General features: G+C 54.5%; 13 protein-coding genes and 2 pseudogenes. 6 read left to right on the forward strand and 9 right to left on the reverse strand.

What is annotated here, in order from left to right:
• The first annotated feature begins 384 nt into the window (after positions 1-384).
• Both DM826_RS07835 and DM826_RS07840 read left to right on the forward strand, forming a co-directional pair.
• Positions 385-2,550, forward strand: a complete 2,166-nt coding sequence (locus DM826_RS07835) for a type B DNA-directed DNA polymerase (protein ID WP_120102851.1) — start codon at positions 385-387, stop codon at positions 2,548-2,550.
• 773 nt (positions 2,551-3,323) lie between these two features.
• Positions 3,324-4,670, forward strand: a complete 1,347-nt coding sequence (locus tag DM826_RS07840; RefSeq protein WP_120102852.1) for an orc1/cdc6 family replication initiation protein — start codon at positions 3,324-3,326, stop codon at positions 4,668-4,670.
• A 287-nt stretch (positions 4,671-4,957) separates the two neighbouring features.
• On the opposite strand, the gene DM826_RS07845 is transcribed toward DM826_RS07840, so the two are convergent.
• Positions 4,958-5,281 carry a hypothetical protein gene (locus tag DM826_RS07845; protein WP_120102853.1) on the reverse strand — a complete coding sequence of 108 codons (324 nt, stop codon included), beginning with the start codon at positions 5,279-5,281 and terminating at the stop codon, positions 4,958-4,960.
• Positions 5,282-5,421: 140 nt separating this feature from the next.
• Between DM826_RS07845 and DM826_RS07850 the strand changes: the two genes are divergently transcribed.
• Positions 5,422-6,348: a MarR family transcriptional regulator gene (locus tag DM826_RS07850; RefSeq protein ID WP_120102854.1), complete on the forward strand. Its 927-nt coding sequence runs from the start codon at positions 5,422-5,424 to the stop codon at positions 6,346-6,348.
• Positions 6,345-7,148, forward strand: a complete 804-nt coding sequence (locus DM826_RS07855; RefSeq protein WP_120102855.1) for a DUF6036 family nucleotidyltransferase — start codon at positions 6,345-6,347, stop codon at positions 7,146-7,148. Before DM826_RS07850 ends, DM826_RS07855 begins: the two co-directional genes overlap by 4 nt.
• A 16-nt stretch (positions 7,149-7,164) precedes the next feature.
• On the opposite strand, the pseudogene DM826_RS13370 reads toward DM826_RS07855, so the two are convergent.
• A pseudogene (locus DM826_RS13370) lies at positions 7,165-7,480 on the reverse strand (hypothetical protein); the annotation flags it as partial.
• Between the two features lie 149 nt (positions 7,481-7,629).
• Here DM826_RS13370 and DM826_RS07865 point away from each other — a divergent pair.
• Entirely contained in the window at positions 7,630-9,093 is a 1,464-nt protein-coding gene (locus DM826_RS07865; protein WP_233735723.1) for a hypothetical protein, read from the forward strand.
• Positions 9,094-9,113: 20 nt separating this feature from the next.
• Here the strand turns inward: DM826_RS07865 and DM826_RS07870 are convergent, their stop codons facing one another.
• From DM826_RS07870 to DM826_RS07900, 7 genes and pseudogenes are all read right to left on the reverse strand, one after another.
• Positions 9,114-9,893: a hypothetical protein gene (locus DM826_RS07870; protein WP_120102857.1), complete on the reverse strand. Its 780-nt coding sequence runs from the start codon at positions 9,891-9,893 to the stop codon at positions 9,114-9,116.
• 259 nt (positions 9,894-10,152) lie between these two features.
• Positions 10,153-10,341, reverse strand: coding sequence for a hypothetical protein (locus DM826_RS07875; RefSeq protein ID WP_120102858.1), 189 nt, complete (start codon positions 10,339-10,341; stop codon positions 10,153-10,155).
• Positions 10,342-10,479: 138 nt separating this feature from the next.
• Positions 10,480-10,659 (reverse strand): annotated as a pseudogene (locus tag DM826_RS13220) (hypothetical protein); the annotation flags it as partial.
• A gap of 193 nt (positions 10,660-10,852) precedes the next feature.
• On the reverse strand, positions 10,853-11,140 hold the full coding sequence (locus tag DM826_RS07885) for a PadR family transcriptional regulator (protein WP_120102859.1): 288 nt from the start codon (positions 11,138-11,140) through the stop codon (positions 10,853-10,855).
• A gap of 341 nt (positions 11,141-11,481) precedes the next feature.
• Entirely contained in the window at positions 11,482-12,480 is a 999-nt protein-coding gene (locus tag DM826_RS07890; RefSeq protein ID WP_120102860.1) for a hypothetical protein, read from the reverse strand.
• 305 nt (positions 12,481-12,785) lie between these two features.
• Positions 12,786-14,153 carry a restriction endonuclease gene (locus DM826_RS07895; protein WP_120102861.1) on the reverse strand — a complete coding sequence of 456 codons (1,368 nt, stop codon included), beginning with the start codon at positions 14,151-14,153 and terminating at the stop codon, positions 12,786-12,788.
• A 17-nt stretch (positions 14,154-14,170) separates the two neighbouring features.
• Positions 14,171-14,563, reverse strand: coding sequence for a winged helix-turn-helix domain-containing protein (locus tag DM826_RS07900; RefSeq protein WP_120102862.1), 393 nt, complete (start codon positions 14,561-14,563; stop codon positions 14,171-14,173).
• A gap of 112 nt (positions 14,564-14,675) precedes the next feature.
• On the opposite strand from DM826_RS07900, the gene DM826_RS07905 reads away from it, so the two are divergent.
• Positions 14,676-15,344: a DUF7509 family protein gene (locus DM826_RS07905; protein WP_120102863.1), complete on the forward strand. Its 669-nt coding sequence runs from the start codon at positions 14,676-14,678 to the stop codon at positions 15,342-15,344.
• Positions 15,345-15,374: the final 30 nt, after the last annotated feature.

Here is a 15,374-nt window from a genome sequence, read left to right on the forward strand (position 1 = left end):
CCAATCCGTCCCGCTTCACTTCCTAGTAGATTTGGCACTTCGTTAGAGCTACTAGCGAAACGATACTAGTTGCACATCTCTCTGACCGACCGGGTTCCCCGTCTAAACAAGGCCGATACTCTGTATCTTGCACGTAATTCTTGACAAAACTTGGAAAGGTAGAGGCACCAATCATACTGAAACACAGATCTTAACCAACAGATCCGGGGATTTCATCGCAACTGTTGGTTAAGAATGGATTCCGGAAGACATCTAAGAAACGATTGCAGACAGCCGTATAGCAGAATACATGCCGATAGCGGGCCACCAAGCTCGTTCTCTGAACTACGGAAGCAACACGCCATTGCTTAACCACGACTGAGTCGTTCGGTTTGAAGCAGACAGATGGCGTTCACTATCGACTTCCTTGACGACGGTCGAGTCATAGAGTGGAATACAACCGTCGACGGTGCCATCCCAACAGAACGGGACGACTACACCCCACGTTTCTACGTCGCCGCTCGTGACCCAGACGTTGACTCCGGTCTCACCACACTCCAGTCGGTGTACAATCAGCACCCTGGTGTCGTCACGACTGAAATGGTTACGCGACGGCCTAGTTTTCGACGAGACGAGGAGACAGTCCTCGCCGTTGATGTCGCCCACATCGACCGCGTCACCCCACTTGCCCGGCAGATACGGCAGCTATCGGACTATCCAATCGGCGATCTCGCCTGCTTCAATGTCGATTTCTCGCGAGAATTCCGCTACTGTCTAGAGAACGGTGTTGATCCGACGCCTGCCTGCGAGATATCAACCCTCCGACTCAGCGTACCGGTAAGTGAAACGAACAATGAGATATATAGGAAGCTCTCGGTCGGCGGTGACACTGTCGCTGGCTCACCGGTGGAGATTCTGAACATCGTGCAAACAGCACTCGAAGATCAAGATCCAGATATTTTGGTCTGCTCGACGAGCGATATCATCCCAACCCTCCACGAAATGGCCACGGAAGCCGGCGTGGATGACTTTTCCATGAGCCGGTTGCCAAACGTGGGCTATCAGCAGCTGGCGAGCCGGTCGACGTACTCAAGCTACGGTCGTGTTGGTCACTCACCGGCACGGTACAACGTGCCCGGCCGGGTGATCATCGACGAGTCGAATACGTTCTTCTACGGAGAGACGAACCTCGATGGCGTCCTTGACCTTGTGTCGCGCTCGAAAAAACCGATTCAGGAGCTTGCCTGGGCCTCGATCGGAAACGTGCTCACGGCGATTCAAATCTGCGAGGCCCACGACCGCGGTGTCCTCGTGCCGTGGAACTCCTGGCGACACGAGTTCTACAAACCGATGGGAACACTCCACGACGCCGACCGCGGCGGCTTCATCTTCGCGCCCGAGGTTGGCTTACATGAGGATGTTCACGAACTCGACTTTTCGAGCCTCTATCCGAACATCATCTGTACTCGAAACGTTTCACCCGATGTCATCCGATGTGACTGTCACAGGGAACGTGAGGACGTCCCCGAGCTCGGATACTCGATTTGTGACGAACAGGGGTACCTTGTCGATGTGCTACAACCGATCATCGACGCTCGTGACGAGATCAAGGCGGCAATCCGTCGCGAGAAACAACGGGACAATCCCGACGAAGAACGACTGGCCGAACTCGAAGGCCGCTCAGGGGCTCTCAAATGGATTCTCGTCGCCTGCTTTGGGTATCAGGGATTCAGTAACGCGAAGTTCGGACGCATTGAGTGTCACGAAGCCATCAACGCGTTCGCTCGCGAGATTCTGCTAACGGCGAAACAACGGCTGGAAGCCGGCGGGTGGCGTGTCGTCCATGGCATCGTTGATTCGATCTGGGTGACGCCCGATCCCGACATCGACGACGAGAACCGCGAAGACCTCAACGCACTCGCAACGGAAATCACTGAGTGTGTCGAGATCCGACTCGAACACGAAGCTCACTATGACTGGGTGGCGTTTGTCCCACAGCGCGAGAGCGATGCCGGCGCGCTGACGAAGTACTTCGGAAAGGTCGCCGGCGAAGACGACTTCAAAATTAGAGGGATTGAAGCCCGGCAGCGCTCAACCCCGCCGTTCGTCGAGGACGTTCAGCGTGACTGTCTCGAACAACTCAATGCGACACGATCTCCGGACGCCGTACTCGACTGTCTTCAAGACGCGATTAATCGCCTCCAAGCTGGAACAGTAACGGTTGAGAAACTTGTCGAACGAAATCGTATCTCCAAGCCGTTAGAACGATACACACAGAATACGCAGAATGTGGCGGCGTTAAAGCGAGCTCGGGAGCAGGACTTCGCTGTTCACCCAGGACAAGACATTGAGTACGTGGTCGTTGACGACGAGAAGAACTCCCGAGAGCGGGTCGCGTTAGCGCACGAGGAGGTCGAGTCGTACGATGTCCCGTACTACGAGACGCAACTCATCAGAGCTGTTGAGAGTGTACTGTCACCGCTTGGCTGGGATCGAACGGAGATTCGTCGAGAACTCGCGGAGACCCGGGTGCCGGAGTTGACGGCGTTCGCGAGAACGAAGAAAAGTTAACCAACATGGGCCCGGTCGGAAAGAGTTTGTTGGTTAACCATGTCCCCACGGATTCGAACCCCCACACCCCGTGTGCGATATGAAATCAGGAAGATAGCGGGAGGGGGTAGTAGAGAAGAGAGGCTGCGAAACACCCGAAATCTACGATATCACGGGTGAGAGAACCCAGAAACAACAATATCGGAGTGATATACTTAACAGAGAAACCTTTACGTAGCCACTCTGTCAACCAAACCCTTACTAGAACTAGAGTCGGTCGAAACGAAACGTACCGTTTCGTGATACTTACGCATTAGTTCGTGGCTTTACTCTCTCGTGGGTTGGGTGTTATCGTCTGTTCTACGTCTTATCACGGCTTCTCTGGTCGAATACCGTGTTTCATGAATGGTGCGTCCCTGCCCACCCTCTCGGGAAATTCATATCGCACACGGGGTGTGGGGGGTGGTCTCCCGACGAAATCTCGTCCTACGCGAGGTTGTCTAGAGATATTCCTGATACTGTCCGGATCAAGACACTGTCTGATGTTTCATTTTGCACACGGGGGGCCTCCGCCGAGGTCTTCTGACTCGCCTTGACGTCGCCGGCTGTTCGATGAGCCTTCCCGCGAATTCATATCGCACACGGGGGGTTATCACGATCAATTGATTTTGCCCGCGGTCACGAGGTTCAACCGAACACCCGACTTCTAAGCCCTTCTATCGACTGAATTCGAGTGATTTAACCTCGCACACGGTACCCATATTTATTTATAGTTTCGTCCTAACCTCGCATACATGGCTGACGGCGACGAGCAACAATCCATCTCACAATCTATCAAAGGCCGTCTTCAGGAAGGAGTCCAGAACTCTGTCTTTCGCGATAAAGGACTTCTCGACCCGGATGCCGTCATCGACGAAGACCGGATCGTTGGTCGTGATGAGCAGCTGGACGACATCATCACCTACCTGCGACCGGCACTGCAGGGGAATCGCCCACCCAATATGCTCCTCTACGGCCCGTCGGGGACCGGGAAATCACTTATCATCAATGCGGTCTGCCAGCAGGTTCTTGAACTCGCGAATTCGCAGGGAGATCGATTCGGTGTCATCAAAATCAACTGCCAGACGATCAAATCTCACGACCGGGCTGTCTATCGGCTCGTGAAGAATGCGGCCGAAGAAGCCGGCGTTGATGTCGGCGTCCCTGAAAGCGGGATTTCGACTGACCAGAAACTCGACCGGTTCTACGAGATTCTGAGCAACAACTTCGACTCGGTCATCATCATACTTGACGAGGTCGACCTTCTGGTGGGTCGGCAACGAGATCCGAACGAGGAGCCGGCATATTCGAAACTGCTCTACCAGCTGTCGCGAGCGTCCCAGCTTGGACGCATCGTGGGCCATGTGTCCGTCGCCGCGCTCACGAATGATCCCCGATTCATGGAGGATATCGACGGCCGGGCAGAGAGTTCATTCAATCCGCAGGATGTCGTCTTCCCTGATTACGACGCGACTCAACTGCAGGCAATCCTTGAACGCCGTCGCGACGCGTACCAGGATGACGTTCTCGAGGATGGAATTATTCCGATCAGTGCCGCATTCGCTGCCCAGGATCACGGCGATGCGCGGAAGGCAATCGATCTGTTTCGGAAGGCGGGTGAAATCGCCGACCGAGGTGGAGAAGATACTGTCCGTGAAGAGCACGTCCGCGACGCTCAAAAGGAAGCCGAACGGGATCGGACGCTGACCCAGATGCAGGGCCTCTCGACACAAAAGAAGCTCTCGCTCTACGCAACCGCGATCGTCCCTGTTTATTCGCAGCGCAACCTGAATGCCGTCCCCAGTACGGTTGCCTACCGAGTGTACCAGTACCTCACCGATCTCTTGGATGCCGATGAAAAATCGCGCGACTCCTATCTGCGATACATGAACGAAGCTGAGACTTACAATTTCGTCACGTCCGAGAAACGGGGGCGCGGCTACGGTAGTGGGGTTCACAAGGAGTACACCTTCATCGACGATCCGGGGGTCGTCGCCGAGACTCTCCAGACTGACTTCCGTCTTGAGGATGCTGAACACGAAGAGGATCTCGTCAAATCCGTTGTCAACGCGCAGATAGACGATTTCTTCGAAGGGAACTGACGCGAAAAGTCCCCGACGCCGGCTTCAAATTCATTTCGCATACAGAGGGTATTTCCGTCGAGTGTGTTGTTAGAATAACTAGGTGTGTCTGACAACAGTACGCAAGATTTCATTTTGCACACGGGGTGTCCCCCTCCGACTCATCACTCAATTCATCTCTCACACGGGGTCTCCTGCGGAAAGCAACCGAAATCATATCGCACACGGGGTGGTGTCTCGACGCTGTCGGCGTAAATTCACTTCGCACACGGGGGGTGTTATCCGGCGAAATAACAGCAGCTGTCGCCTTACTCGTCCGGATTGACTGGCCCTTTATATTTAGACGTGACTTTGTCTCCCTCCCTCCACTGCCAGTAGTAGTAGCGATTATCGTTGATTTCCTTGATGGTGATCGTGGCCTTCGACGGGACATCGTCCGGGAGGTCATCGGGACGGTTGTCGATCTCGTCATCATCTGATTCCTGTTCAAGCCGGCTCTCGCGAGCTTTGTGCTCTGCTAGCTCTTCGGCGTAGCGTGCGACGTGCTGGAGCTGGTCTGGGGAGTAGCTGTTGAGTGTGTTGACGATATCTGTCTGGAGTTCCGCCGGTGGAGTTGGGGGTTCGTACGACATCGATTGCCCTTGTGTTAACCAACAGAGTCTGCTATATCATAATTTTGTTGGTTAAGACGACGTGGATCGGCTTCTATTACACGCTAGATGTAACATTACTCGAAACTGATTTATATATGAGTTTCGTAATATGTTATACCGTGCTCCGCCGTATCGAACTCGATGTCCTCGCCACGGTCGACCGCGGCGACACGATCTCCGAACTCGCAGCGAAACTCGACCACAGCGAGAGCTATCTATCTCGTGCTATCAACGACCTGACTGAGAAGGGCCTCGTCTACACGGAACGAGATGGCCGCCGAAAACGGGTCGTCCCATCAGACGCTCGCGCTGTTGAGATCTACCAGGATCTCGTCCGCCAACACTCCCACATTGGGTTCTCTGAGCTGGTGACTGGAAAGTCTCTTGAGGTACTATATTATATCGACCAGCCGCGAACCGTCGCCGAGATCGCAGACCTCAGCAACAACTACCGCAACACGGTCAACCGAATCCTCAAGCGATTACGTGACCGGGGTCTCGTCGGAACAGACGATGGTCACTATGAGTTCAACGCCGACTTCGGCCGGCTCAACGAGTTCGCACGTGAACTCGTACACCATTTACATCGGCAATGCCTCGAAGCCGTAGCTCCGATGGGCACGATTCTCTGGGAGGATTACGACGAATTCCTCGCCCAGGCCGAGCAGGAAATCGACGCGGCGGGGTTCCACGAAACCGGCCTCGCTAGATTCGCGGCCTTCGATCTCCAGTTCCTGCTCACTGACCACCGCTACTACGTCTACTCCGAGGAACTTGACGAAGTCTCGCCGGCGGAGCTCTGCTGTCACACGCTGATAATCGACGACGGCAGTCGCTACCGCTCGTACTGTCTCCTCCTGCTTGGCCACGTCGACATCGACGAGGAGGAGCTCCGCGAGCAGGCGGCGAAGTATGACCTCGAAGATGAGATCGACGGCTTGCTGAGATACCTCAAGACGCAGGGCGAAGTCGAAGACGACCGTCTCCCGGCGTGGGACGAGTTCCGGGATCTGGCGGCTGATTACGAGGTGCCACTCCCTCCATGAGACCCACATTCGGACGTGAATACATCGAGAACGAATTCAAGCGCATAGACGTTGGTATATCTGAACCGCTCACAGTCTACTTGATCGGTGGTGGTGCGATGTCGCTGCGTGACCTCAAAGGGGCGACGAAAGATATTGACTTGGTTCTCGCGGATGGTGACGCATACGGGCAGCTGTGGGCCGTCCTGATGGATCTCGGGTATTCAGAAATCCAGTCGCTTGACCCTGACTATAGAGCACTGGGGGCGACGAGCTGCGTTGAGAACGACGATGGGTGTCGCCTCGATATCTTTAACCAGCAGGTGGCAAACAAGCTCGTTCTCACTGACGGCATGCAAGAGCGCAGCGAGCCGTTCCTCGCGACCGAGCGATTGACTGTCCGGCTGGTCAGCAACGTGGATATCTTCCTGTTCAAACTGATCGCTGGCCGTGATGACGACATCGAGGACATGAATATGCTCGTGCAGGCCGGCCTTGATTACGACGCTGTTCGGGATGAACTCGACATCCAGATCGAACGCCTGTGTGACGACCAGTTCGTCACATTCGCGAATGAGGCCTTGATGGAATTAGAGGAGCGGTACGGGGTGACCACTCCGATTGAGGGACGCGTTCGAGAACTCACAAACAGGTACTACCGGGGGCTCGAAGTCCTCCAGGTACTCGACGAGCCGATGGCCGTCGACGAACTGGCCGCAAAACTTGAACTAGATACCAACGAAGTTCACGACCGGATCGCGTATCTCTCAACGTTCGACCGGGTCTGTCGAGAAGGCGACACAGTCCGTCCAGTGGAGTAGATCAGTCGTTACCTACGGGAAAGGGAAGGCGGCCGTCTGGGAAGAACACCCGGAAGCGGGTACACGCTTTTTGCGGCGGGACGATCTCCCACCAGTCTTCGCTGGAGCCTTACCTATCGAATATTGGCTTATCGCTCCCGTAGACGACGGTCACCTCGTCGGTTGGCGTCCAGTCTGCTGGGAGGTGGTTCGCCTCAGCTTCAACCACCCGGAGGGCGGCGTATCAGATATACTCGTGGGCTTCATTGTCTGTCATTCGAGCGACCTGGTAGTGGTGCTCGGCAACGTGCTCGGCTTCCTCAAAAAACCGTCGTGAGTCCTCTATTGAAAATGGAAGACGGCGTCGGAATGGCTGAGAAGTCGATAATGGCAGTCGAATTACTCGGCTTCGTTGAGAATACACTTCGTGTAGCCAAACAAGCGTTGGGAAGCCGCGCGGCTACAGAAAAGGTTCAAAAAGGTGACTGTCAACCTCTAACTAATGACTGAGATGGATACTCCTCACGAAATGATTCTATCTTTCTTGGAACAGAAGGATCCAGAGATCCGGAAAAAGTACAACGAGTACAAGAAAGAACAGCTGGATCCTTTTCCTGAAGTCAGCAGAACTTCGCTGGACAAACAACAGAACAACGCCTTGTTCCCCCTCCTTCTCAAGGCCGAGATTTCGTTACATCATGCTTCAGATAGAAGGCCAAATGCGATATCTTCTGAAGCGTATAATGCGATGGGGTTCTGCTTCTTCCTTCAAATCTTAGAAGATGTTGACATCGTCGATCCTACCGGAAAGACGCTTTCTAAGAATATAGTAGATCTTTACGGCGAGGATATCGTGAACGACTTCGCCTCTTTCTGGGACGTGTATTTTGAGATGGAGGTTGCGCACAAGTTTGTCCTTGAGGAGTTAGATGCTAGTCCCATCGATGAATCTGCGGTTGCTGGCCCCGGTTCTGACGTGTTCTATAGGGCTGAAGATCGAGACTTCTGGGTGGAATGCAAGAACAAGAGGGAGACCACGAGCTACGGCTGGGAATTGGAGAGATTTGGACGTGAGGTAGCGGATAGTCTTTGGCTGGACTACGATCTGGAGGATGACGTTGGAGAGGATAGTTTTGCGGTAAGGGTTTCTAGCCGCGATGACATCTCGGAAAAGGTAACTGAGAACTCCAGTTTCAGAGAACGGGTGATTCAGGAGGTCGCCGGAGAACTGGCTGAGCTGATTAAGCAGAGGAATTCGAAAGCAGAGGTTGAGATTGCAGACGCGAATTTCGAGGTTGAGCTGATTAATTACTACAGCGGTCGCCATTCTGTCACTCTCTCCGAAGAACAGATGGACGCCGTGAAGAAACGGGCTAACCTGGCTAAAGTCATTAATCCGTATGGACATCTAGGAATTAACCCTGACATCTTGGATACGGATGGCCACGGGACTGTTTATGCTGAAAAAGCGGGTGATAATGAGATCGAGATCTTCAGTACGTACGCTTTCCTTCTCGATATCCCGTGGGAGAACCCGTACGACTCCTGGATCTTCTCGACAATTGACGGGGTTACAGATCAGTTCCCAGACTACCCGGATATCATAATCTTCGTCAAGATACCTCCCGGTTTTGTCTACCAGATGATGAGGGAGAAAACCGTCAACCACAGGGACGAAAGGGTGAGTAAGTGGGAGCGCTTGAAAGAGAAGATCATCGGGATATACGCTAACCCCGACCGTGAGAACCGGGTTAAGGCCGTTGTCTTGATGACTGATGTGGTTATGGATGAGGTGACGGAGGTGGGGCGAAATGTAATGCTGCAGTCCGCTGTGGAAGCGGTCTATAATGAGAATGTGGAGGATCAGATCCCGGCTGAATTCATCGATCTAATCAATGGACAGAATCAGATACAGGAGGTCTTCAGTAGGCCGGGGCAATTAAACCTGAAGGATCAGCACCTATAGACGAGATCCGGGATCGGCTTTTAAAGATTATCTTTGACTTGGAACAGGATTTGGGAGGCGTGTCGGGCTTGTTCCCGGTAGTCTTCCATCTCGTCTTCGGTAATATTGGTTTCGATGGAGTGAGCCTCTGCGTTGGCGTTTTGCCGGAAGGCGTTCAGTTCGTCTATGAAGTCACTGCCAAGGCCTCCAGAGAGATGTCGGAAGTCATTGAGGTTTTCCTCGAAGTTGTTGAGGAGGGTGCTGAAGTTCTGGTATCGGTGGTTCTCAGGGAGGTAGTACAGATCTATTCCTTGTTTCCCGTACTGTTTTCGAAGGATGTCGATGAGCAGGTTTTCCAGCAGTTTCCGTGTCAGTACGAGAGTGGCGTCGTTGATTCCGATATTGTAGCACTGGTTGATATCGTCGACGAGGTCGGGGTAGAACGCACCGGGAATGTTGTCGAGATCGAGGAATTGTTTAGAGCGGAACGTTGAGTGTAGAACTCCTGTTTCAGGATTTTTGTTTTCCAAGATTTCTAGGGCAGGATATTTTTCCAGTGTGTCACTATCAGTTTCGGCCAAGGTATAGATTCGCTGCATTACTCCGAGGGCTTTGTCTTCGTCTTCTTCGGCTACCTCTCTGAGGAACTGGGTTGTGTTGGCTTGCTGGTCATTGTCCCTGTGATCCCAGCTGGCGTGGAAGCGGTCGATATCTTTCAGATTGTCATTGACGCCGAACTCTGTAGCAGCCATCACCCAGTCATTAGTGTCTAAGTCTGTGCCGACGGTAAACCGGGAGAATTGGCCGATAAGAGTTTCCATAGGATTTTGAGACATAGACTGGGGTAGTGAAGTGAGATACGTGTAACTACCGCCGGCCTAGATCCGGTATAATAGGTCATTTGGTAATTGGGCATGATGAATACCATTACGCCAGGTGCACCACCTCCGATGGTTCTTCGACGTCGTCGCAGCTTGCATGTCGCCATGTCTGGACCTCACGGGGTTCGCACCCGCACCCCTGTCGGGGGCGATAAACCAACGCGAGAGCTGCCTTCCAAGGCGTGGCCGGCGACGCCGGTTAGGAGTCTGCGTGGGCGTCCGCCCCGGCTCCGTCGCCCGGCCCCGTGAGAAGGCTCACCTCTTCTGGGAGGTCTCTCGCGGTCTCGACTCGCTCTCGATCCGCGTCGTCTTTTCCGTCTACGTCGAGTCGATTGAGATTGCTGAGTATACGATGCATCCGGTAGCCCTGTTTGAAATTTTGCTCCATCTGAAGCACCTCACCGCTCGTTGGCGCGGAAAGACTCCCCATCGAGACTGGTGTCGGGCTTGCAGGAGATCGCGATCTTAACCAACAAACCTCGACGCTACTCGCAGCCTGTTGGTTAATCGATGCCCAGGACGGGTCTTACCCGAGATTGGGGCCGTAGCGAACCGAGGCACACCCCCGGTATTCCCAGATCGGTTGTCCCGTCAACGCCTCGTCCGGGACTGATTCATGGATATTGTATCGATGATCGGTCGCCCGTCCACATTTTTGACAGTCGAGTTCTTGCGTCGTCGGAACCGATGACACTTGTCGTCCAGCTTCGTGTCCTAGAAGTGGGACGCCTCGCCAGTCGACCGCAGTTCCTTAAAATCGGGGTAACGACCGTTCATAGAGCAGTCTACAGAGAACATGGCCCGTTTTGGTGTTGAAATCGTAGCGTAGATAGAACGATGTGCAGTACAGACGGTGAGACAGTAAAATTCGAAGCCTGTCTCCGAGTCGGACTCCAGATTCAGCTATCTAATACTCCGGAGAGTTTCTTAGCTTCCCACTCTCGCCGCCCAGCGAGCACTTCTCGGCCGGCATCGGTCAACTCGTAGCGATTCGTGCGGTCGTCGAGCTGGCTTTTCGTCACATATCCCTTTTCGATAAGCGTATCCAGATTGGGATACAGCCGCCCGTGGTTGACTTCTGTGTCGCCGTAGGCTTCCAGCTCGGCTTTGATACCGAGCCCGTAGGGTTCCTCTGCCCCGGCGATACAGTACAACAGATCGCGCTGAAAACCGGTCAACTCGAACATTGCCTACTCGTATCGTCGAGTAGGCGGCCTAAAGCGATAGCGATTCTGTCAGCAAAGGCGGATGTCTGGATCTATGACTGTCAGTCGCTGGCCATTGGCCAGACAACGCGTTCGACACTGTAGCTCTCGCAGTCCGGACAGGAGTGATGCTGAACCCTGAATCGCTGCCCACAGTGGCGACACTCGTAGGGACTGCCCGGCTCTGTGCGAGCGGTTCGAGAAAACGCAGCGGCCAGGAACCCAAACATCAGTATCGTGTGAGTTCTTGTCGAGCACTCTGAAAAACGTTGGTGACCGTTTAGTCGCCCGCAAGTGTGGGGATAGATGTCTGTCGGGAGCTGCTATGGATCGGCGTTTGACTGCGTGTGGAACGAGTGGCCGGAGTTGAACTCGGTGAGTTCTTCAATACGGGCTTCGAGTTCTTCGACCTCTTGTTGGAGTGCTTCGGCTTCCTCACCCTCGGCAGCTGCGAGTTGATCCTTCAGGCCCTGCAAGCGAGTCTCCTTCTGTTCGTCGTGAACCTCGGCCTTTCGGACGTACTCACTTTCCTCGATATCGTACACCTCGGATTCGGCCACTTCAACCACGTCCAGTGCTTCGTCGACTTTGCTGCTGTCGACGCTGGTCACTCGCTCGCGGTCGATACCGGCGGCTTCCATTGTCTCGATGACCTCCTCCTCATCCTTGAGCGAGCGATTCCGCCGGGAGGTGCGCTGGACGGAGCCGTATTGCCCGGCGACGGGCTGATCGTGATGCAAGCGATCAAGGAGGACTGACCGCACCTCCTGTCGGAGTTCATTGGCGTTGCGCTGCACGTCGGAGAGGAGGGTGTAGATGTTCACGAGCGCGGGCGTTTCCATGCCCTCCAGATACTCCACGTCGTGGCGTTCGAGTGCGTCGACCAACAGGAGAGCGTCAGCATACACGGCGAGGTCGGGCTCCGTTCGGTCGGCATCTGCCACGTCTTCCTCGGGATCCGTCTTGACGAGCTGTGAAGAGGTTGGTCCGTCGCGTTCGATGATGACTCCCTGTTCTTCGTCAATCTCGAAGCGGGGATGGAGACTCCAGACGGCTGGGTAGGCGTCGGCGTCTGGCGGCAACCTATCGAGTTCGAAGCCACCGGTGGCGTCGGTAATCCGCTCGTAGAGCGTCTCGAATTGCTCACGCTGTAGTGGCTGGGTTGGATCGATATCTTTGTCCTGAAACCGGGTGATCACCCGTTGTTCTTGGATATCGGTGATGGTGAACCGGTCGTGAGACAGTGGCGTAATTAGTGTCGCACTGTCGGAAAGTTCCTCTAATTCCCCGAGGAGCGTACTCCAGCTTGCAGTGAAGCCCATATTTGGCCGTGGGAACCCCGAGTCAAAGAGATGCGGGTCATGCCTATTCACCGATGAAGTCACTGCTGTGGTTCGATCAGGCTCTGTAGTGGAACGCTCCCTGTTCCGAATCTACCAGTGATGTAGTGACGGCAAGCTGCAACATTCGTAGTGTACAGAAGGCACTTATTTGACAGCCCTATTCGCTCAACTGGCCGGAACGCAAACGGCCCACTCCACCTGCCGTCTCCCCCACCTCCCTGTCTGGTTGCATCACCACTCCCTCTCCGATCCATTCCCCTAATTTCGTACTGACAGCCACCAACTCAAACGCCACCAGTCATCAGTAGCAGACCGATTACGATGACACCGAGTACAACCAGTAGACTGCTTCCAGCCAACAGTGGATTCTCCATTGCTTTCTGATGGGGTCCCATGGCAGCGTACTCCTCGCGGAAAGTCCCCAGATTCTCTTCGTCATAGAAGTACTTCGTCTTCAATGCGAACTTTTCAGTCACAGCACAGCCAGTACAGACCGGCTCCCCAGTCAGTCGCTCCGTCTTGATGTGGTCTCCGCAGGCAATTGCGCCGCAGTTTTCACAATAGGTGTATGTCTCATCACCACCGGCTGTCTCACAGTGGGCACACTGATGGAAGCCTTCCTCCGTCGTCACTCGTGACGGCCCAGCAGCGTAGTACTCGTATGGATAGGTGTACTCGCCGAGTTCGGTTATCTGCCGTATCTTGGGGAGATACACCGGTTCAATCGATTGGACTGAAATATCCGACCGGTTCGGCTCACAGGTCTTGTTGTAGGTGACGTTGTTGTCGCCGGTGTAGGTCACCGTCGTCGTCTGAGCCCGTTGTAGCTGATCGACGGCCCAGTCTTTGTACTCAGTTTCAGTCTGTCCAAACCGCTGGTCGGTTGTCTCGTCAAACGGCTCGCGGATCGACTCGTCGTCTAAATCCACAGTCGCATGGATGTTCTCCGAAACCAGTTCGGCCACGTCGCTGTCGGCCACCCGTGGTGAGCCACGGTCTGCGTGGATGACGAATTCCGTTCGCTCGTTGATTCGATGGATTACCCCGACAGAGGTCTCGAAGACGGCGTTCGTATTGGCTGTCACCTCGACGACTGGCTGGAACGTGACTGCTGCATGTGGTGTCGGTAAGTCGGTCACATCGATGTTCTGGATATCGCCGATTGCCTCCTCGATAGGCGCGGTCACCGACGATGCTGGGTCGTAGGGGCGTAGCGTCTCATCACAGAGGATCTCGATCCGGCCGTTGTAGAGATCGAGCCCGACATCGTCAGCGATCTCTCTGAGATCCTCACCGTCGATCAACTCGATAGGATGGGGGTCGTTATTTTGTTCGAGGTTTGTGACGTACTCGGTTGCTGGCTGGGTGAACCGCCCCGTCGTGACGACCATCCCTCGCTTGGGTCCATCGAAGTCGAAGGTGGCAATCGCCGAGTGGAGTTTCTGAACTACAGGCCGACCGACCGTATCAGTATGCTTGCATTCGACGACAATAGCCCGGCGTGTGCCGTCGACGACCTCTTCCATCAATACGTCGCGGCCCTCATCGGCGCGTCGGTCGGCCTGCCGGACGTTCTCGTAACCGAGGTTACGGAAGACATCTTCGACGACATCTTCGAATTCGAACCCGGAGAGATTGTCGAGAACCGCCATCTTGTTTCCAGTCGATATTACGAATAAACGTCGTTAAATTCGCGCTCACGCCGCATTAGCTCCTCGACGCCGTGCTCAAGGATTCCTCGACCCATTGCTGTCGGCCGATAGTACGTATAGAACCCCTGGCTGTCAGCGGTTCGTCGCTGCCGTTTGTCGACGAGACCTACATCGACCAACTCGTCGAGGTGGTAGTGGAAGTTATTGGATTCGACATCGACGGCAGCCTTGAGATCGGCGGCACTTAGTTCGTCGTTAGCGACGAGTGTGCGAAGAATCCGAAACCGCGTCATATGGCTGATCGCTTGCTGCATCGCCAGATACTCTTCGAGCGTCAGCCCGCTATCTTCTGGCAACGGTGGTTCAGGCTGCCGAACCTCCGTTGTCGAGTGCCGATTGGTTTCGGACATCTGTGAGTGCCTCTGTTCACATCTTAGGACGCCACGTACTTAGTCATTCTCGACTCGAAGATTCTTGAGTACACCGATATTTATATACTATCGTTCCGAACTGGTGAGTCGAATGCGGCAACGGATTATCGACTCGCTCCCTCGTGCCGCCGGTGACTCAGACGCGCTCGATCCAGTGCGACGAGAACAGTTTCTCGTCTACCTGATGGGCCCATATCGTACGTTCGATCTCGACGCGCTGCTCCCGGAGAACGCCGATGCCGAAACCGATGCCCCGTCGTTTGCAACGTGGGACGAGACCACCGGTGAGTATGCTGAAGACGAGGTCTTACGTCTGCTCCAGGAGACTAGAGACTGTCTCCGTGAACGTGGGTTCAATGCCTTCCTCGCAATCGATGTCGGTATTTCGCTTGACGAGATGGATGCCGCAACACAGAGTATCACTTTTGCCCAGGCGAGTAATGCAACGATCTTTATCGCCCCACAGGTTGGCGATAACTTGGGCGTCGGTATCGAGATTGGGAGTGTTCTCGAAGATCTCTTGTCGACGGATGGAATGCGGGGGCCAGCTGCCGACGCGACACCACCAACGCGCACACGACGGGTTATGGTTGCAACCGAACCATCGGTTCGGAGTGCGATGCTTGGATCCGTCAACACACGCTGGGACGCCAGTGTCCGGACATTTACTGATGCAGCGGATTGTTGTCAGCTCTGCGCACAGTTCTGTACCCACATTCAGAATGAAGAACTCTACGGCTCGCTTGATCGATTGGACTGAGGTGACTCTATATCATTCGATACCTTCGAG

The organism is Halonotius aquaticus (assembly GCF_003605575.1).
Classification (GTDB): Archaea; Halobacteriota; Halobacteria; order Halobacteriales; family Haloferacaceae; genus Halonotius; species Halonotius aquaticus.

Bases quoted from the DNA above. Each gene is read 5' to 3' on its own strand.
- DM826_RS07845 (WP_120102853.1), bottom strand. From the start codon at position 5,281: ATGTCGTACGAACCCCCAACTCCACCGGCGGAACTCCAGACAGATATC.
- DM826_RS07865 (WP_233735723.1), top strand. From the start codon at position 7,630: ATGACTGAGATGGATACTCCTCACGAAATGATTCTATCTTTCTTGGAA.
- DM826_RS07905 (WP_120102863.1), top strand. From the start codon at position 14,676: ATGCGGCAACGGATTATCGACTCGCTCCCTCGTGCCGCCGGTGACTCA.
- DM826_RS07840 (WP_120102852.1), top strand. From the start codon at position 3,324: ATGGCTGACGGCGACGAGCAACAATCCATCTCACAATCTATCAAAGGC.
- DM826_RS07895 (WP_120102861.1), bottom strand. From the start codon at position 14,153: ATGGCGGTTCTCGACAATCTCTCCGGGTTCGAATTCGAAGATGTCGTC.
- DM826_RS07875 (WP_120102858.1), bottom strand. From the start codon at position 10,341: ATGGAGCAAAATTTCAAACAGGGCTACCGGATGCATCGTATACTCAGC.
- DM826_RS07855 (WP_120102855.1), top strand. From the start codon at position 6,345: ATGAGACCCACATTCGGACGTGAATACATCGAGAACGAATTCAAGCGC.
- DM826_RS07870 (WP_120102857.1), bottom strand. From the start codon at position 9,893: ATGGAAACTCTTATCGGCCAATTCTCCCGGTTTACCGTCGGCACAGAC.
- DM826_RS07900 (WP_120102862.1), bottom strand. From the start codon at position 14,563: ATGTCCGAAACCAATCGGCACTCGACAACGGAGGTTCGGCAGCCTGAA.
- DM826_RS07890 (WP_120102860.1), bottom strand. From the start codon at position 12,480: ATGGGCTTCACTGCAAGCTGGAGTACGCTCCTCGGGGAATTAGAGGAA.
- DM826_RS07835 (WP_120102851.1), top strand. From the start codon at position 385: ATGGCGTTCACTATCGACTTCCTTGACGACGGTCGAGTCATAGAGTGG.
- DM826_RS07885 (WP_120102859.1), bottom strand. From the start codon at position 11,140: ATGTTCGAGTTGACCGGTTTTCAGCGCGATCTGTTGTACTGTATCGCC.